Consider the following 18,795-nt stretch of genomic DNA (forward strand, 5'->3'; position numbering starts at 1 on the left):
CCACCCGCGAATACGTCGCTCGCCGCACTGCCGAAGGCAAGACCGGCCGAGAAATCAAACGCTGCCTTGCCCGCTACGTCGCCCGCGACCTCTATCGCCTACTCGAAAACACCACGACAGGCGCTTGACGAAGCATAGGAGCGTCGCAGGCCCTTGGCGCAGGCCTGACAGGATCGAGGCATGGCCGCGTTGGAGGGGACATGAGGGCTGTCGTCTACGAGCGCTACGGGGGCCCCGACGTGTTGCGTATGGAGGACGTCCCGACTCCGTCCCCCGCTGCCGGGCAGGTCCTGGTGAAGATCGCGGCAACGTCGATCAACCTCAGCGACTGGGAGGGCCTTGCGTGGCTCGCCCGGGTACGCGCGCCTGGGTGGGCTGCGCGCGCCGCGACGTCCGACGCTTGGCTCGGACATCGCCGGGCTTGTCGAGGCCGTCGGCCACGGCGTCACTCGATTCCAGCCGGGTGACGAGGTCTACGGCGACAACCTGCAGCTCATGGGCGGCTTCGCCGAGTACTCGGTTGCCCGCGAGTCGGCCCTGGCCTTCAAGCCAGCGGAGCTGACCTTCGCCGAGGCGTCGACGATCCCGCAGGCCGGCGCGATCGCGCTTCAGGGCACGGCCCGCGCCTCGACCGGGAGCCGAGTGCTCATCAACGGTGCGGGCGGCGGCTCTGGTTCCTTCGCGATCCAGCTGGCCAAGCGCTCTGGTGCTCACGTCACCGGCGTCGACAACGCGCACAAGCTGGAGTTCATGCGGACCCTCGGTGCCGATGAGGTGATCGACTACCGCCGCGATGACTTCACCCGGGGCCACGAGCCGTACGACCTCATCCTGGACCTCGTGGCCCACCGGTCGGTGTTCGCTTACCGTCGCGCGCTCGCTCCCGGCGGCTGGTACCGATGCGTCGGCGGGTCCGTCCGATCACTGCTTCGGGTGCTCACGATCGGTGCGACGGTGGGCATGATCACGGGCCGCCACCTCGGGGTGCTAGCCGTGAAGCCGGGTCCGGCCCACTTCCAGCCTTTGACCGATCTGTGCCTCGCCGGTCACGTGGGCATCCACATCGGCCGCACCTACCCGCTCGATGAGGTACCGGAAGCGCTGGCCCACGTCGGGCAGGGCCGCGCCCTCGGCAAGGTCGTCATCACCCCAACCTGAACATGGCGCGCTCGGGCCGTCTGAACGGGGACGCCTCGCCGCGGACGGCCACATAAAGGCAACGGTGAAGGAGTAGCGAAACGCATATCCGAGTGGGATCTTGGCGCTACTCTGGACCTTGAGATCTTGCCCGTTAGAAATGGACATTCGGGAGGATTTGGGCGGGTCTTCATCCGGGCCAGTCATACCTTCGAGGTGTGATCACGACGGACTATCTGATTTCTGTCAACAATGTCAATGACGATTCATGTCCCAAAGTCGAAGCCCGTCAAAGATCGACTCAGCGTCCGATCGGCTTCGGGCCAGGTTCGTCAAGCTCGCGCGTCGGCGTAATCGACTTCGTACAGCCGCGCCATTCAGTGTCCGGGCCGAGACGGAGAAGTTTCGGACCCTCTAGACTGTTGGGGAGAAAGAAATGACTGTAGCAGCTATAATGGCGGCAATAGGCGCCGCCGCTAAATACGAGCAAGACAATTGGCGCTGGTGCAACAAATGTCAGGGCCTAGGTTTTGCCGGAAACTCATCCCCGGGAGCGTGCCCGGCGGGTGAGACGCACGACCATTCCGGGAGTGGAAATTACAGGCTGGTACAGAACCCACCCATCTTGCTCCCCTCCTCTCAGGATGGCTGGCGCTGGTGCACCAAGTGCCAAGGGCTGGCATTTGGTGGTAGCTCGTCTACGGGAAGCTGCCCTGCGGGTGGAACGCACGATCACGCGGGAAGCGGAAATTACGATCTCGTTCAAAATACCTCCGTTTCAATTCCAGAAACTCAGGACAACTGGCGCTGGTGTAACAAGTGTCAAGGGCTTTCATTTGCGGGCAGCTCAACCCCGGGGGTCTGCCCGGCCGGTGAAACACATAACCACGAAGGAAGCGGAAATTACGTCCTATTCAAGACGTGACATCCCTCGGTCATCAAACTCATCAAGTACCTAAGTGCCGCGGTGAGCAGTCGGGTCTGCTGCACGGATAGGTGACCTCTGCAGCTGCTGGCCCACTGACCGCCGCGGATAGGCCACAAACTGGAACGGCTACGACGCCGAGGGAGCCGGGCCAACCTCGCGCCGCCTGCCCCCCAAGGCAGGCCCCAGCGGCAAGTGCGCCCTCTGGCGGCGGTAAGACGTGCCCTCAAGATGCGGATAGGCGAGATGTAAGTCGGGTCGGGATCACCGACGGACAGCGGGGCAGCAGAGGTGCCCTCGTCGTCTGCCGCGCCGGCCCGTCGGTGTCGAGACGGACGTCCTGGAGACGCGTTAGCGTGACGTGTCATTGTTGCTGCGCTTCATCGAGCCTCTCCAAGTCCTTCTGAGACTGGAGCCGCGGGCGCGTCTTCACATCTTCGCAAGGTTGGCGCAGGCTCACCGGATGTCACGGGCTTGTCTTCCTCGCCGTTCCTTTTCTGTCGGGGCGGTTGACTGTGCGTATCGATCCCCGGCGGCGAGCCATTGCACCTCGGCCGCCTGTCCCGCGCCATGCTGTTCAGCATGCTCAGCACACAGGGCCCAGACGCCGGGACCGTCACAGCAGCAGTGATCTGGGACGGCATCGCGGGCGCAGCACTTGCTGCAATTGTGGGCGGCATCGTCTCGGCGCTGGTCGCGCTCTGGGTAGTGCGACTGACGCAGCGCGGCGCGCGCCAGGACGCACTCGAAAGCGAGTCAAGGGCGGCGGCTGGCCAACTCACTGTCGGTTTGATCGAGTTGCGCCACCATGCCGGGCTTCTTGGAAGGGAGGGAACGACCCGCGAGCAGCGTGAGGACCAGCGCCGGGAAATCAGCACAGACGCAGGCCAGGTGTTCAACTTGCATGCTCCGGCGCTCCAAGAGGCCACCTTGCGGCGTGACGCGGAAGCCGTCCATAAAGCGTTGCTCGAATTCCTGAGTCTCAGCCGCGACCGCGACCTCTCGGAGGCCGGGAGGCCAGGCGCTGCTCGAGCCAGGTTCGATCCTTGGCATCGAGAGGCGCACCGGACGCTCGGGCGCAGCGTCTCCGGCCTCGTCGAGCGACTGAAGGCTCACCGCCTCGGACAGAGGATGCCGGTGGAACCGTTACCCGAGCCTGAATGGCCGCCTGTCAGCGAGACGAATGACGTCGCTGCAGGGGTCCGGCCCCAATAGTGGGACGCGGTTGAGAGGGGCCGCTCGGCTCGCGGCGGAATGAAGCGCCGAAAGGAGCCAGGGTGTCGGCGCCGGATGACAGCATTGGGCGGTGGTCGGAACTGTGGTTGTAGACGCTCCTGTACACGTCGGGGGACCCGCGATCGTGATTGCTGCCGCCGGGCTGATGTTGATGCCATCCAACGCGTCACGTCTGGTGCGGTTGCATCGCCTCGCCGCGCTCGGCATGGCGATCGCAGACGGCTCCCAGAAACCGCTGAGTTCGAGCACGGTGCGGGCCCTACTCAAGCGGGACGACATCGGTGGCAGCGGAATCGCGAGCCAGGAGGATCCATACTCTGAGGTTCTCGTCCAGAGCATGAGCTTCTTTGGCGGCGAATATCTCGTGTCGCCAGGCACTGGTGAGCACACCGTTGGTGATGTGGAGAATCTTGCCGATGCGGTGTTCCGTGAGGACTGGACGCCGAAGGAGCTTCGGGTTCCTATGCGGCAACTTATCCAGGGTCTTCTCACGGTGAGCAACCTAGTGCTGACGCGTGCCGGCCTACCCAGGGGGACTCGCCCGGGCCGCGCTCCGGGCACGCCGATCGAGGTGCCGAGCGCGACGAGACTCAACGAGTTGGGGCAGGCAGCGTTCCTCACTCATGGAGACTTGGAAGCGCATGGCCCTTGGCTCCGGATGGTCGTAGACACGTTCGCCCTGAACCCCGGCGACCTGACTGATCCATGCGACGACGACGTCGTAGAGGACCGACTTCTAAAGATGCCGTTCCTCCGGCTGCCGGATGGCTACCAGGTTGCGGTGCCGCTCGACCTTCTGCTGACCATCCGCTATCACATGCTTCGCTTCGCCTACCAGGAGACGCAACTCGCAGAACTCGGAAGGAGGTACCGCGACGCCGCCCTACGTCGGGTCGAGCGGTTGCTTCCTCATGACGCAGAGCGACAGGTTCTGTCGGAGGACGAGTCGATGAGCAGGTATCTGTTCTCCATCGACGCCACAACCGACCTACACATCATCGGCGCCACCGACCCCCTCACGGATTGGGTGCCGGACGAGATGTGGGGGATCAATGACACGCAGGCGGTCCTCGACCGCATTGGTCATCTGATTCAACCCCGTGAGCGTTCCACGTACTCGTTGGCGGAGACGGTGTTGCACCTAGTCGTCACTGACAGTCCGGGCCGCTCCGCGTTCTGGGGTATCCCGAACGTGGATGGGGCAGATCCGGTGCTGATGGCGCGCGCCGATGACCTGGAGGTCATGCTTCACAGAGAGCCGGACGGTGCCCTCGGGCTGCTGTACTTCGCTGAAGCGGCCGCTCGTCGGTCGGGCGAATCAATGTCGACGAATATTCTTGACGAATACACGTCGTATGCAGACCACGAGAAGTCGTTCTACTTCTCCGATGACGGCATGCCCACCTTTGTTGTCTTCCAGGCTGGTGGCGGGTTCTTCGAACGGGAGAAGTTCTTCGAGGAGACCGACCGTCATGGCGTAGAGGCGCCCATTGAGGGCCGGCCGATGGTCCAAGCCAAGCGGCGGTACAACCGAGACACCCCGGAAATATTCACAATCAACTCCAACGCCTCGTTCGTCGGGTACGTCGTCGAGGTCGGGACACACGCAGTCTTTGTAACCCCTGACCTGCGTGACGACCCATCCGCAGAGGTAGTCGCGCTGCTCCTGGAAGCTGTGTCGTTCTGGGTGCGTGAATGCATCATTCGCGCCGAACTCACACCACCTACCCCGAGATGCCAGCTGGTTGTGTCGCCGGGGCCTGCGGAAGCGTGGACACGCCTGAAGGGCGTCGCCACCGCCGAGCAACCCATCCTTGTGGTTCACGCGGACAACACCGTCAACCTTCGATTCACCGACCTGTTCGTTGCCCAACTGCAGGAGGAAGCGAACGTTGCTGAACGGCACCTCGTCGAAGCACTCCTTAGGGAGTTGTTCTCCGTTGGCGCCCATGACGTCGATGCACTCCTGGATGCGGTCGCGCCGCTGGGACCGAAACGGATGCTCAACGCCTTCAACGAAAACGACATACCCGACATGCGCGCCGAGCGGCTCCCCGTGCCTCTCACTGGGCATGAGCAAGTCACCGCACAAATACTCGACGAACTCGGCGAATGGCTTAGCGGTCCGGACGGTGCCGGTCTCCCAGTAGGACCGCTCACGGGTGGTGACCGGCCCGCGGTGCTGAACAAGGCCGTTGCTCACCTCTTCGAACTCATGGAGACCCACATCGCGCGCTACGATCAACGAGCGCTGCTCGACTACCTCGTCGCGCAGAACGAGGCACTCATCTACTTCGCGAAGTACAACGTAAGGATGCTCCGGTCACGTCTTGCTTGCTTCGGCGCCGACGCTGAAACGACCAAGGAGCTCGTCGAGCACCGCAGCAAGAGCGCTAGCGCACAGCGAGCGAACAGGTTCCTCATCGAATACGTCGCCGCTCAACCACCGCAAGGCGAACGGCTGCCCGCCACACGGGACTACAACCGGCTCCTTGCCGTTGCTCAGGAAATCATTGAGCGCGGAACAGCGTCCGACTTTCTGCACTACAAGCTCGCAGACTTCGACGTGTCCATCCTCAAATCGGGGCGCCTCGGCATGAGCCGTGACGAACCTGTCGACAAGGCCATCAAGGCATACGCCGAAGCAGCCGGTGCGAGGGCGATCCGAACGGCTACTCAGCCGCCACCGGATGACACCAATGCTGCACCGGGGTCTGACTTCGTGAATGAAAGCGCAGATGCCATGCGGAGCGAGTACGGATTCACCCTTACGGACCTACGCGAAGTCTGCGGCGGCCTGCTCGACCTCGGAACCGCTGACGGGGTCACACACATCGCCCAGGCCGACGCCATAACGCGGATCGCCACTGGCCGCAATCTCGACCCAGATCTCGTCAATACGGTGTTTAAGGCCATCACACTCAACCCGCGAGAAACCTTCATGAGTATCGGTGTCGACGCGGCCCCGTGGCGTTTCAACCGCGACGTGTCTTACGTGCGCAGACCGCTAATCCTTCAAGGGGACGAGTTGGTGTTCGGGTTCCGCAGCGTCCTCAACACCGGCCCCTACTGGCTCTCCAGCCTTACCTCAGGTCGATTGCAATCCAGCGCCAAGACACAAGCGATGAAGGCGTACATCTCCGCGGCGCGCCGCCGAATCAACGACGGCTACGCCGCCGACGTCGCAGAACGACTACGCAGCCTTGGACTTACCGCGGAACTGTCAGTGAACAAGATTGCGGGCGCACGCATCGCCGACGCTGACGGCCTCGACTTGGGGGACATCGACGTACTCGCATGGCATCCCGGCACCCGCACCGTTCTCGCAGTTGAAGCCAAGGACTTCGAAGTTGCTCGAACTCCTTCGGAGATGGAGCACGAGATCACCAAACTGTTCAGGGGCAAGCAGGGCAAAAGGGTAGAGCGATCAACCGTGGACAAGCATGCTCGACGAATCCAGTGGCTTAGCACCAATCTGGCCGCCGTGCTGACCCACATTGGGGTCAACGCGGACCCTGCCGCCAGCTCCGTGGTAGGGATAATCGTGACAAGTGACCCACTCGTAACACCACTCGTAGCATCGAGCACCATCCCGGTTATCCCATTCGACGACTTAGACTTGGACGTCCTAGGACTCGCCCCAGCTCCCACAAGAACCGCGGGCCGTCGCGGGGCAAAGGAGCGGTTGAGCTAAATACGGGGCCTGCTCGGTTCAACCTCTTGGCGAACGCTGAGGCGGTGCATTTTGGGCGGTGTGAGACGCCCATAGTGGGCGGGATGGGCGCACCGCGTGGCCGCGGAGCGCCCAACCTGTGAAGGGCAACGTCGGCTCAAGCGCGGTTCCGTTGTGTCAGCGCCGGCGGCATGCGGCGTGACCGATGGCGCCCCAATGGCTCCGAGACGGCACGGACCGCTTCAGCGCAGGTTGTAGAACTCGCGGTGGACGTTGGTCGGCTTGACGCCCGCCCGGACGAGCTCGCGTTGGAGCGTGCTCACCATCTGCTCGGGCCCGCAGAGGAAGGCGGAGAGCTCGCGAGGTTCCGTCCCCGCGGTCTCGAGGATGTGCTCAGCCGTCAGCCGGGGCGATGCCGCGGTGTCGATGAGGTGGAGGCGGAGCTCCTCGTGATGATCGGCGAGGTGGGCGACCTCGTCGGCGAGGGGAGCGGGCCCGCGGGCCGTGTAGAAGAAGTCGACCCGGTGCGGCAGCCCGCCGGGCGCGGCGGAGCGGAGCCAGCTCAGCATGGGCGAGACGCCGATGCCACCGGCGACCCAGACCTGGTGCTCGGTGCCGCGGGTGTAGTCGAAGTGTCCTTGCGGGCTGCTGATGACGGCCGGCATACCGGGTTCGACGAGCTCGCCGATGCTCGAGGTGAAGTCGCCGAGGGCGCGCACGGTGATGCGGACCTCCTTCTCCTGCGGCCCGCTCGCGATGGTGAAGGGGTGGCGGTGCCAGCCGTCACGGGCCTCGAGGTTGACCAGCGCGAACTGTCCCGGGCGGAAGGCGAAGCGCTCCCCGAGGGGGCGCAGCCAGATCTCGAAGGACGCGTCGTCGATGGGCTCGACCGATGACACCTCGTAGTCGTGGGTGTGGGCGAAGTGCCGGGCCAGCAGCTCGCGGTACAGGTAGAAGGCGATCCCGACACCGCCGGCCACGAGATAGGACCAGCGCAGCAGCTGCGAGCCGAAGACGGTGGAGTCCATGACCCCGTGCACGAAGCCGAAGGCGAGGACGATTCCGGTGAGCCGGTGAAACCCCCGCCACAGGCCGTAGCCGCCGACCCACCGCCCGACGAGCTGGACCGCTGACGTCTCCATGAGGCGCTCCACCGGTTGGCGCAGCCGGGGAGGGGTGAGGGAGCGCCAGCGCGGAGCGATGGCCCACACGGTCAGCGTTGCGAGGCCCACGATGCCGATCGTGCCGAGCGTCGGGCCGAGGTGCGTGGGGTGGTGGTTCCCGGTCGTGGCGATGTGGACGCCGATGAGGATCGTGCCGGCGATGGCGACCCGACGATGCCACACGGCGGCTTTGTCGACCCCGTCGAAGAACTGCTCCACCCAGCGCAGGGTGCTGATGAGGACGAGCCCCACCGACATGAGCAGGACGCCCTCGGCCCCGATCAGCTGGCCGACGAACGGCCCCACGTCCCCGCGTGGCCGGGCGAGCAGCCAGAGCACAGCGAATGCCGTGACGAGTGCGGCGATCGAGGCGGGACCGACGACGCGCGTGACCGTGTGCGAGCCGCGGTAGGGCCTGCGGTGAAAGACCTGGGTCTCGACGGCCATGCTCAGTCATCGCTTTCTATCGGGTGCACGGCGCCGTGCAGCGGGTCAGCCCGACGTCCTGCGCCCCGCCGGTCGGCCATCGGGGCCACACCGGCGGGGCCGTGGACAGGCCGTCGGCCATGACGTACCCATCCGTCGCTGCCCGTCGGTGCTGCCGCGTGGTCCTCCTCATTCGCCGGCGAGCTCCAACCAGCGCGGCCTCAACCCCGGTCCGCTGCAGCCGCTGTCATGAACGGCCACGGCGGGAGAAGGGGCCCGACGTACGCCCCGGCTGCGTGGTAGACGTCGGGTCGCCCTGGCCACACCGTGCCACCCTCGCGCATGTCGTCGTCGAGCTCGTTGATCCACCCTCCGGACGAGTCGAGGAAGTACGTGGCCGCGTGGTCCCAGAGCCGGCGGTACCACTGCTCCCACACCTCGTTGCCGGTGACGCGCCGAAGCATCGCGGTGGTCTGGATCCCTTCGCACACGGGCCAGTGCAGCCTGAGGTTCGACACCGGGCGCGCATCCCAGTCGACGGTGTAGACCAGGCCTTCCCGACCGTCGACGCCCCACGCCCCCAACGCTCTTCGGCTCAGTGCCTCGGCGCTCTCCAGGAGCCAGCCGTCGCCGGACACGCGTGGGGAGGCGTGCAGGCTGCACAGGAACCGGGCCCATTCGAGGGAGTGTCCGTACGTCGCACCGTACGGTCGGAACGGGTGGTGGGGGCTCTCGAGGTTGTAGTCCGGCAGCTCGTTCCAGTCCGCGTCGAAGTGCTCCGGGATCAGCCAGTCCCGGGCTCGGGCGTCGCGGTTGATGATCCGCTCGCAGATGCGCAGGGCCCGCGCGTGCCAGAGATCATCGTCGATGGCGTCGCCGAGCGCGAGGAACGCCTCGGTGGCGTGCATGTTCGCGTTGGCGCCTCGGTACGGCTCGGGGTCGCGCCAGTCCGGTGACCAGGACTCGCTGAGCGCCCCCTCCTCCTCGTTCCAGAAGCGCCGCTCGACGACGTCGACGACCTCGTCGAGCAGGGCGCGGGCGCCAGGTGCGCCGGCGACCGCCGCGGAGGCTCCGGCGAGGATGACGTGGACGTGCTCGTACGCGAGCTTCCTCCCGTCCCTCTCGAGGTTGCCGAACCACCCGCCGTCGACCTCGTCGCGGAACGGGCCGGTGAGCGAGTCGAGCCCGTGCGCGAGCAGCCGCTCGGACCCGGGAATGCCGAGCACGGACCCGATCGCGGCGACGTGCGTCATACGGGCAGTGAGCAGCAGTGTCGGCTGGCGGCCCGGCATGGCGTGGCCGTCGCCATCGAGGTAGGCGAAGCCGCCTTGCGGCAGGACGCTCGGGAGGGCGAACTCGATGAGCCGGGCGAACCGCTGCTCGGCCCACCGCTGGTGGGTCGGCAGCTGTGTCCAGGGAGTCATCGGGTGATGGCGAAGCCGCCGCCGGTCACGCGCACCATCGGGGAGTGCGCTGCGCCGCCGCTCTTCCCGTCGGCGCTCCACGTCCAGCCGCGGCCAGGTGCCACGGCAGGAGTCGTGGAGGGCCTGGTGTCCGCGTTGACGTAGAGGACGGCCGCGCGCCCCTCGCTCCTCGAATAGCGGACCGTCGAGACCGCGGGCTGGAGGAGGAGGCAGTCGAGCTGCAGGTCGCCGTCGGACTCGACGACGACGGCCACGGTCCCCGGGGGGAGTGGGCGACTCAGCGGGAACGGCCGCAGCAGTCCTTCGGCCTCGACGACGCCGGTCTCGCGCAGTCCGCCGTTGTCCAGGCTGCCGAGCAGGGTACGACGTCCGTGCTTCGAGACCGCGACGAAGCGACTGGTCCCGAGCCGGCCCTTCCGGCGGTTGACGACAGGGTGGACGAACGCGCCGTCGTCGCCGACGACGTCGAGCCGCACGGAGCCGCCGCGAGGCACCGAGACGTACGCCCCGCCCGACCAGTTCGCTGCCCCCGTCCAGGTCGACGGCGGTGTGACCACGGCCGCGCCGCCCTCGAGCACACCCGACTCGGCCTCGACGTGGTGCAGGCCCACCCAGCGGTAGCCGGTGACCGACGCCGCGAGCGAGGCTGCCTGTGGATGCGCGTCGAGCGCGATCATCGCGAGCAGGCCGTGGATCGTCGACTCGGCGCCGGAGTTGCGGTTGACCCGGCCGTCGAACTCCACCCCGTCGAAGGTGGCTCCCGTGGCGCGGTCGTAGGTCGGCGCTCCGCTGGGGTTCGCGCCGAAGAACCATCCCCCGGCCAGCCCGGCCAGCTGCAGGAAGCCGTCGGACCCCGTCAGGTCGGCCGCGGCCAGGAGCGCGGCGACGCGGCCCTCCGCGCCGTAGGCGATCTGGGCTTCGCCCGGCAGGGGCGCCCACGCGTTGTAGGGACCGCCGGAGGCGAGCAGTGTCGGGGTGAACGACCCGGCATCAGAGAGCCCGGTCGAACGCAGCGACGAGCTCCCCAGCACCGCTGCCGTCCGGCAGAGCGCCTGACCGGTCTCGCCGCCCCAGGCGTGCCACAGGCTCTGCGAACCGGTCCACGGGAGGATGGCACCGAACGGCCACACCCCGACCTGTCCGCTGCGCATCGCCGCAACGCCCTCGGCGTAGCGCGCCAGCGCGGTCCGTGCCCGCGTGTCGGTACCGGCCACGCGGACGTATGCCGCGAGCCCGAGACACGCTTCGGCCGTCGCGTCCGCGCCGCCCGTGATCAACCACCCGGGGATGCGGACGTCGTCAGCCACGAGCCAGGTGCCATAGCGCCGCAACGATGCCCGCTCCAGCGCGCCGACGGCCAGCTGGAGCCGCTCGCGCAGGAAGCCGGCGAAGCCCGGGTCGACAGCGGCGAACGCGGCATACCCCTCGCCGAGCGCCCAGACGGTGCGCGCGAGCCAGTAGGACTCGTCACTGTCGGAGGGGTCGGGCAGCTCGCGCGGCTCGGCGCTCGGGGTGAGCGTCCCGTCGGCCTGCATCCACAGCACGACGTTGCCGGCATACGGTCCCGTCGCGTCCTGGAGGAACGTCAGCGTCCGGAGCAGCTCGACCGCGTGGTCACGGCTCGAGGCGTCCCTGGTCGACACCCAGTGCCGGATGAAGACCACGGCTGCCCGGGCAATGTCGTCGGCGTTGTAGGCCCCCTGGGACCAGTGCCCGGTGGCCGGGTCGAAGGACCCGCCTCCGACCCGGCGCCAGCCACCGGCGGGCTGGGCGTCTGCGTAGGTCCAGGGCGCCTGGGCGCTGGGCCGCGCCGCGATCTCGTACGTCGTGTGCGTCGAGCTGGACTGCAGGGGAACGGAGTCCAGGAGCCAGCGCAGGTGTGCGAGGTTCGTCAACGGGTGAACCGGTGCCATGTGCTGCGCTTGCGGGACTCCGGTGGCGTGCGCACCCGTCGCGCCCATGACGAGCCCGGCCGCTGCCGTGGATCCGGCGATGAAGGTCCGACGGGTGATCAAGACTGCTCCTTCTCACTGGTTGTCATGACGGCGCCACCAGGTCGGAGTGCCGCGCCCCGGGCACGAAGGTCGCGACCCCGAGGGTGGAGTCGGACTGGCCGTAGTAGGCCAGCCAGCGGTCCCTGAGCCACACGAGTCCCTCGACGAAGGTCACGTTCGACACGAGGCCGTGGCGCTCCTCGGGGGTCGCGGGCTCGAGCCACGGACGGGTGAGCTCGGCCAGGATCTCGTTCGGTCGGTCGGGGTGGATCAGCAGCTGCCCAGCCGTGTAGCAGACGGAGCCGTCGGCGTTCTTCACGGCAGCGTTGTGCAGCAGGAGGATCAGGCCGTCGTCGGTGACGAGCGGCGGGGGGCCGACCTCGACGAGGAAGTCGCTGAACGTTCCCGGGCGCGGGGCCATGACCGGCGGCTCGGTGTCCGGGACGGTCGGAGTCCAGGTGAGCAGGTCGTCCGAGGTCGCCGTCCAGATGGACCCCTCCCCGAAGTACATGAGCCAGCTGCCGTTGACCTTGACCGGCACGATGCCGCCTGCCTTCGACCACGGACCGGTCTCGCCCCGGCCCTGCGGCTGGAAGGTGTCGAAGTCGGGGAAGAGCGGGCCGTGCTTGGTCCAGGTGCGCAGGTCGGTCGAGGTGGCCAGGCACAGCAGCGCCCGATGGCGGTCCCACCCGCTGTAGGTGAGGTAGTAGGTCCCGTCGATCAGCGTCACTCGGGCGTCCTCGCACCCGAACTCGTCGTAGTTCTCGCTGGGCGAGAGCACCGGCTCGGGTTCACGCTCGAACCGGTAGCCGTCGTCGCTCCAGGCCAGGCCGACGTGCGAGACGATGTCGTCCGCGTGGGCGCGATAGAGCAGGGCCACCCGGTCGTCCACGACGACCGCGGCCGGGTTGTAGACGCTCCCGGACTCCCACCCGGCGCCCTGCGGCGTCAGGATCGGGTTGTGCTCGTGCGGGGTGAACGGGCCGAGGGGAAAGTGGACGGGGCCGTGGGACATCAGGAGGCTTCCTTCGCGGGTGAGTGGTCAGCGGGGGGAACAGCGACGGTGCGCCCGAGCGACGCCGCTCGGGTCGCGCAGTCGGCCAGGACCACGGCCGCCTCGGCCGTGCGCGGGCCCGACAGGGGTTGGCGGCCTGGCTCGGTGCGGCAGTCGTGCAGGTCACGCAGGGCGGCCGCGACGCACGCGGCATACACCGTCTGTTTGGCGGCCTCGCCGCCGAGGGAGAGGGTGACGGTCACGCGACGCGAGGCGCCGAACCGCGTCCCGCGACCCACCGCGTCGCCGTCGCCGGTGACGTCGCGTGCCTGCACGTCGACGTGCCACCCGGTGCGCCCGGGGTCGAGGCCGACGAACGCAGGGCTGGCCACGAGCGCACGCACGGCGCTCTCGCCCGCGAGGTCCGTGTGCAGGTCGAGCACGCCCTCGACGGGTATCCACCCCGCGATCCGCGCCTCCGCGCTGCCGAAGTCGATCCGCATCAGCTGGCGCTCGCAGCGATGGGCGTGCGTGAACGAGTGCGTATGCGTCGCGAGGCAGTCCCCGTGCATCACCGTCGCCGTGACGAGGTCGGGTGCCGGCCAGCCGGCCCGCGAGGTGGTCATGGCGCTCACCGAGGTCGCGGGGTCGGACACGAACATCGTCGCGGCGTCGAAGAAGTGCACCCCGTGCTCGACGAAGATCCCGCCCGAGACCGACTCGTCCCAGAACCAGTGGTCGCGCGGGAGGCTCTCGTCCGCGGCGTCGTTCTCGAAGAGGAAGCGAATCGCTGTGAGACCCAGGCGGTGCTGCACGGCCTGGATGGCGCGCAGGAGGGGGTTGTAGCGCATGACGTGGTCGATGACCATGACACGACCTGAGGATTCCGCGAGAGCGCGGGTCCGCGCTGCATCGCCCGAGGTCGCGGCCAGGGGCTTCTCACAGAAGACGTCCTTGCCGGCGCGCAGTGCCGCCTGCGCGAGCTCGGCGTGCGTGCGGGGCGGGGTGGCGATGACCACAGCATCGACGTCGGTGGCTGCGAGGGCCTCCTCGACGGTGGCGACCCGACATCCCGCGTCGGCGGCGAGCTGAGCGGCGTGGACGGCATCAGTGTCCGCCACGACGACAGGCCGGACCTCCGGCACGGCCGAGGCCGAGTCGAGGATGAACCGCCCGAACCGGCCCGCTCCGATCAGGGCGAGTCGCGTAGGACGGGGCACCTGCTCGCGACGCTGAAGGGCCGACGGAGCCGGGATCGCTGGGTGGCTCATCGCACAGTCACCCCTTCACCGCACCGCCGACGACGCTGGCGACGAGGTAGCGCTGCAGGAAGAGGTAGGCCGCGACGAGCGGGGCAGCCACGATCATCGTGGCGGCCGACAGGAGGCTCCACTGGCTGACATACGTGCCCTTGAACGCGAACAGCCCCAGCGTCACCGGCGACTTGGACGCATCAGGCAGCAGGATCGTGGCGAGGATGATGTCGTTCCAGACGCCGATGGCCTGGAGGATGAAGACCGTGGCAAGGACGGGCTTGATGAGGGTGGGCAGGAACCCGAAGACGTAGCGGACGTACCCGACCCCGTCCAAGGCGGCGGCTTCGTCGATCTCCCTGGGCACCGACTTGAGGTAGCCGGTCACGAGCAGCGGGCCCACGCCCACCCCCGACGCCATGATGAGGATGTAGCCGAGACGGGTGTCGTAGAGGTTGAGGCGCAGCGCGAGCTGGAAGACGGTGATCAGGGTGTTGGGTAGGAAGAGCATCGCGGCGAACGTTGCGTTCCACAGCCGGGTGTGTTTGACATAACCACGAGCCACCGGGAACCCGACGAGCAACGACACCACCATGCCGACGCCTGCAGCGACGAAGGTGTAGAGGACGCTGTTGAGCAAGTACGCGGCGAAGTTGCCCTTGTCGGCCGCGGTCGCGAAGTTCGAGAACTGCGGTGCGGTGACCAGGCCGGTGGGGTCGGCGATGAAGTCCGCCTCGGACTTCAACGCGGTGTTGACGAGAAAGAGCAACGGGTAGAGGTACAGGACGACGACGAGGACCATGAGCGCGTAGAGGACGAACTTGCCCCGCTTCGGCGCCGTGCCGCCGCGGATCGGCTCGTTCTCCGGGACCGCCAGGACGCCGCCGCCGACTGCGTTCGGTGCATTGATGGCGCTCACAGCGCCGTCTCCTTCCGTCGCAGGTACACCAGGGTTGCCAACGAGACGATCATGACGATGACGAACTGGACCATCGAGATGGCGGCCGCATAGCCCTGTGACAGGGCCGTGCCGCCCTGGGCCCCACCGAAGCCCTGGGTGAAGATCGCCAGCGACAGCACCTGCGTCGCCGGGTTGATGGGGCCGGTCAGCACGTAGATGAGCTGGTAGCTCTGGAGGGCGCCGATGAGTGACAGCAGCGTGTTGGCGGTGATCGAGGGCGCCAGCAGGGGAGTGGTCACGTAGCGCAGCCGCTGCCAGCTCGACGCGCCGTCGATCGAGGCGACCTCGTACAGCTCCGGCGGGATCGCCTGCAGACCCGCCAGATAGATGACGACCGCCACCCCGAGCCCCGACCAGACCGAGATCCCGATGACGAGCGGCATGGCCAGGGCCGGGTCGCCGAAGAACGCCGAGGACGCGCCGAACCAGCCCCACACGCTCGCCGCCGGCCCACCCGAGGGGTTGAAGATCAGGCTGAAGACCAGTCCGATGATCGTCACGCCGAGGATCGTCGGCAGGAAGACGACCGCTCGGGCGAAGTTCCTGCCACGCAACCGCTGGTTGAGCAGCACGGCGATGAACAAGGCGAGGACGTTCTGCAACAGGGTCACGGAGACCGCGAAGACGAGCGTGTTCCTCAGCGCATTGAGGTTGTAGCCGAGCTGCGCCGAGGAGAAGAACGTCGCGTAGTTCTCCAGGCCGACGAAGCTCACCGGCAGGAAGGGCAACGAGCGGATGTCGGTGAACGAGACCGCGAGGATGCCGACCGCTGGCACGAGGGAGAACACGACGATGAGGCTCATGCCCAGCGCGAAGAGCAGCTGGGCTGTCGATCGTCGTCCGAAGATGATGGTGCGTGACTGGCTCACCGAACTACCTCCTGGTCCGAGTCCGTACTGGTGGTCTGACGCTGCGGGGCATCCACGGCGAACCCGATCGGTGCCTTCGCGCCGGGTTCGGGTCGCGGACGGTCCCGGCGTCCGTCCGCGACCACCGGCGGCCTACTTGAGCCCCGCCTGCCAGTCCTTCTCCGCCGCCGCAGCGGCACCAGCCGCGTCCATGGTGCCCATCGGCTTCACACCGGCCCAGTTGAACGGCACGGATGCAGCGGGGCCGGCCTTGGTGTTGGCGATCCAGATCGTGTCCCACGCGGGCTGGAACGTGCTGGTGTAGTCCGCGATCCCGTCGTAGAAGGCGTTGCCCTTGACGCCGGTGACGGCGGGGGCGAAGCCGGCCTGGTCGTTGAACAGCTGGTAGTTCGTTGCGAGGGTGTCCAGCCAGGCGATGGCGGCCGACGGATTCTTGGCGTTGGCCGGGATGGCGAGCGAAAGCTCGACCTTGCCGCCGAGGAACTTGTTGTCCTGCGCGTTGTCGCTTGACGGCAGCGGGAAGTAGCCGAAGTCGAGCTTGGAGCCGCCGGCCGTCTGGATCGAGGTCGTGTTCCACGTGCCGTCACCCATCATGGCGAACTTGCCGTTGACGAAGTCCGAGGTCATGGTCTGGTAGGTGATGCCGGCGAAGTTGGGTTCGGCGTAGCCGTACAGGGTCTGCAGCCGCTGCAGCACCTCCAGCTGCTTGCCGTCGTCGAGCTTCACCGAGCCGCCGTAGAGACCCTTGGCCAGGTCGTTCTTGGCCGCGGCGTCGGGGTAGAGACCTTCCACCACCCCCAGGGTCGTCACGCCCGCTGAGTCCTTGCCCGCAATTCCCAGGGGCACGATGCCCTTGCCCTTGAGCTTCTCGCAGGCTGCCACGAGCTCCTGCCAGGTGGTCGGGATCTTGATCCCGTTGTCGGCGAAGATCTTCTTGTTGTAGAACATGCCGGTGTAGTAGCTGAGGCCCGTGGGCACCGTGTAGTTCTTGCCCTTGTACTTCGTGCCGTCGAGCACCGACTGGTTGAACGCCTTGAGGAAGGGCTGACCCGTCAGGTCGAGGAAGCCGCCGGCGTCCGCGAGACGGGCGTCGTCTCCGGCGTTCGTGGCCGGAACATAGCTCGGCACCTCACGCGGAAAGGCGACGACGACGTCCACGCTGCCGGCGGTCAGCCGGGATGAGCGGGTTTGGTTGTAGTTCTCGTTGGGCACGGCCGAGAAGTTCACCTTGACGTTCGGGTATTTCGTGTTGAACGCCTTCGTCACTGCTTTGAATCCGGCGTCGGACCCGGTTGCGCTGGATACGAGGATGTTCAGGTCACCGCTGACGGCGCCGCCGACCGACGGGGCCGCCCCTCCCGAGGTGCCGCCGCCACCGCCGCACGCGCCCAGCGCGAGGCCGGCGGCGACCACTGCAGCGATCGTCATGTGGCGCATCCCACGGAACTTCATTGTTGCCATGATGCCTCCGGATCAACCGAAACGTTTTGGTTGGCGGAAACGTAGCACTCGGGAACAGCCAGATGGGGGTTTGCAACACTGCACTTCGGTAACGTGCACGGGACGTTGCTGTGGGTGATCCGGGTCCGGGGTCGGTCAGGTTCGCGGCGCGTCCACGAGCGAGTCGCGCAGCAGGAGCCTGGTCGCAGGCACCGTGACGTCCGACGGAGTCTCGCCGTGGATGACGGCCAGCAACATCGAGGCGGCGGCCTCGCCGAGCGACCGGGGGGCCGTGGCCACCGACGTCAACGCCGGCCGCACGTAGGCGCCGAGCTGGATGCCGTCGAAGCCGGTCACCGACATCTCCAACGGCACGTCGATGCCCAGCGCGCTCACCCGCGCGATGAAGCCGATCGCCATGAGGTCGTTGCCGCACACGACAGCCGTCGGGGTCTCGCCACCGGCCGCCAGCAAGGAGTCCGCGGCCCGGCTGCCGCTCTCGATCGTGAAGTCGCCGTGGACGAGCGGGCCGGGCTCCAACCCGGCCTTCGCCAGCGCCGACCGCCAGACCTCGACGCGCTGACGAGTGTGGATGAGCCCTCGGCGGCCCGCCACGTGCGCGACCCGCCGGTGGCCGAGCGCGATGACTTCCTCCATGAGCTCGACCAGTCCCGGCCGGTGGTCCTGGCGCACCGAAGGCAGGGCACACGTCGGGGCGGAGTTCACCGCCACGGCTGGCAGCCCCAGGTCGGTCACCAGTCGCACCCGCGCGTCGTCCTGCGACATGTCGGTGAGGAACACCCCGTCGACGCGGTGGTCGAGAGCCAGCTGCCGGTAGCGCTGGACGGCGGACCCCCGGCTGGACGCGACCTGGAGGACGAGAGCGAACCCCTGCCGCTCCAGAACGGACTCCACGCCTGCGATGAACCCGGCGAAGAAGGGGTCGGACTCGATCACCTCCGACGAGCGCTCCAACATCAGCCCGACGGCATACGCCTTCCGCCCCGACAGGCTCCGGCCACGGAGAGAGGGCACCCATCCCAGCTGCTGGGCGACGTCGACGATCCGCCCTCGGGTGTCCTCCGACACCCCGGGGCGCCCGTTCAGGGCCGCCGAGACCGATGAGATGGACACGCCCGCCTGGGCAGCAACGTCGAGGATCGTGACCCTGGACTTCACTGCGCCTCCGCCCGATGACAGGTCACGCGCCGAAAGTACCGCACCTGCTCGCGGCCGGGGCGCCGGACCAAGCCCTGACCACGACTTCGCGCTCCGGTCACCTGCAGTCCCTGCCACGTTC

General features: G+C 67.4%; 12 protein-coding genes and 1 pseudogene. 4 read left to right on the plus strand and 9 right to left on the minus strand.

Annotation, left to right across the window (positions count from 1 at the left end; translation table 11 throughout):
* From AC1DIW_RS16470 to AC1DIW_RS16485, 4 genes and pseudogenes are all read left to right on the plus strand, one after another.
* A pseudogene (locus AC1DIW_RS16470) lies at nt 1–128 on the plus strand (IS110 family transposase); the annotation flags it as partial.
* A 211-nt stretch (nt 129–339) separates the two neighbouring features.
* Nucleotides 340–1,158 (plus strand): NAD(P)-dependent alcohol dehydrogenase, encoded by an 819-nt coding sequence (locus AC1DIW_RS16475; RefSeq protein WP_478109514.1) that lies wholly within the window; start codon nt 340–342, stop codon nt 1,156–1,158.
* Nucleotides 1,159–2,644: 1,486 nt separating this feature from the next.
* Entirely contained in the window at nt 2,645–3,277 is a 633-nt protein-coding gene (locus AC1DIW_RS16480; protein ID WP_478109516.1) for a hypothetical protein, read from the plus strand.
* Between the two features lie 91 nt (nt 3,278–3,368).
* The gene (locus AC1DIW_RS16485; RefSeq protein ID WP_478109518.1) at nt 3,369–6,992 is read left to right on the plus strand and encodes a hypothetical protein; all 3,624 of its coding nucleotides are present in this window, start codon (nt 3,369–3,371) and stop codon (nt 6,990–6,992) included.
* 221 nt (nt 6,993–7,213) lie between these two features.
* Here AC1DIW_RS16485 and AC1DIW_RS16490 read toward each other — a convergent pair whose 3' ends face one another.
* From AC1DIW_RS16490 to AC1DIW_RS16530, 9 genes are all read right to left on the minus strand, one after another.
* Complete coding sequence (locus tag AC1DIW_RS16490; RefSeq protein ID WP_478109520.1) at nt 7,214–8,581, minus strand: ferredoxin reductase family protein; 1,368 nt, start codon at nt 8,579–8,581, stop codon at nt 7,214–7,216.
* A 200-nt stretch (nt 8,582–8,781) separates the two neighbouring features.
* Nucleotides 8,782–9,984, minus strand: coding sequence for an AGE family epimerase/isomerase (locus tag AC1DIW_RS16495; protein WP_478109522.1), 1,203 nt, complete (start codon nt 9,982–9,984; stop codon nt 8,782–8,784).
* A complete protein-coding gene (locus AC1DIW_RS16500; protein ID WP_478109524.1) occupies nt 9,981–11,999 on the minus strand; it encodes a hypothetical protein in 2,019 nt (672 codons plus the stop codon). The genes AC1DIW_RS16495 and AC1DIW_RS16500 overlap by 4 nt, the downstream gene beginning before the upstream one ends.
* 22 nt (nt 12,000–12,021) lie before the next feature.
* On the minus strand, nt 12,022–12,993 hold the full coding sequence (locus tag AC1DIW_RS16505; RefSeq protein ID WP_478109526.1) for a glycoside hydrolase family 130 protein: 972 nt from the start codon (nt 12,991–12,993) through the stop codon (nt 12,022–12,024).
* Nucleotides 12,993–14,243 carry a Gfo/Idh/MocA family protein gene (locus AC1DIW_RS16510; protein ID WP_478109528.1) on the minus strand — a complete coding sequence of 417 codons (1,251 nt, stop codon included), beginning with the start codon at nt 14,241–14,243 and terminating at the stop codon, nt 12,993–12,995. Before AC1DIW_RS16510 ends, AC1DIW_RS16505 begins: the two co-directional genes overlap by 1 nt.
* 7 nt (nt 14,244–14,250) lie before the next feature.
* Entirely contained in the window at nt 14,251–15,144 is an 894-nt protein-coding gene (locus AC1DIW_RS16515; RefSeq protein WP_478109530.1) for a carbohydrate ABC transporter permease, read from the minus strand.
* Nucleotides 15,141–16,055, minus strand: a complete 915-nt coding sequence (locus AC1DIW_RS16520; protein ID WP_442278789.1) for a carbohydrate ABC transporter permease — start codon at nt 16,053–16,055, stop codon at nt 15,141–15,143. Before AC1DIW_RS16520 ends, AC1DIW_RS16515 begins: the two co-directional genes overlap by 4 nt.
* A gap of 132 nt (nt 16,056–16,187) precedes the next feature.
* Entirely contained in the window at nt 16,188–17,483 is a 1,296-nt protein-coding gene (locus tag AC1DIW_RS16525) for an ABC transporter substrate-binding protein (RefSeq protein ID WP_478109532.1), read from the minus strand.
* A 168-nt stretch (nt 17,484–17,651) separates the two neighbouring features.
* Nucleotides 17,652–18,674 carry a LacI family DNA-binding transcriptional regulator gene (locus AC1DIW_RS16530; RefSeq protein WP_478109534.1) on the minus strand — a complete coding sequence of 341 codons (1,023 nt, stop codon included), beginning with the start codon at nt 18,672–18,674 and terminating at the stop codon, nt 17,652–17,654.
* Nucleotides 18,675–18,795 lie beyond the last annotated feature (121 nt).

The sequence above is a fragment of the Terrabacter sp. 01T434 genome, from assembly GCF_056398545.1.

Excerpts from the sequence above, each read along its gene's own strand:
- AC1DIW_RS16495 (WP_478109522.1), bottom strand. The coding sequence starts at position 9,984 with ATGACTCCCTGGACACAGCTGCCGACCCACCAGCGGTGGGCCGAGCAG.
- AC1DIW_RS16510 (WP_478109528.1), bottom strand. The coding sequence starts at position 14,243 with ATGAGCCACCCAGCGATCCCGGCTCCGTCGGCCCTTCAGCGTCGCGAG.
- AC1DIW_RS16525 (WP_478109532.1), bottom strand. The coding sequence starts at position 17,483 with ATGACGATCGCTGCAGTGGTCGCCGCCGGCCTCGCGCTGGGCGCGTGC.
- AC1DIW_RS16480 (WP_478109516.1), top strand. The coding sequence starts at position 2,645 with ATGCTCAGCACACAGGGCCCAGACGCCGGGACCGTCACAGCAGCAGTG.
- AC1DIW_RS16505 (WP_478109526.1), bottom strand. The coding sequence starts at position 12,993 with ATGTCCCACGGCCCCGTCCACTTTCCCCTCGGCCCGTTCACCCCGCAC.
- AC1DIW_RS16490 (WP_478109520.1), bottom strand. The coding sequence starts at position 8,581 with ATGGCCGTCGAGACCCAGGTCTTTCACCGCAGGCCCTACCGCGGCTCG.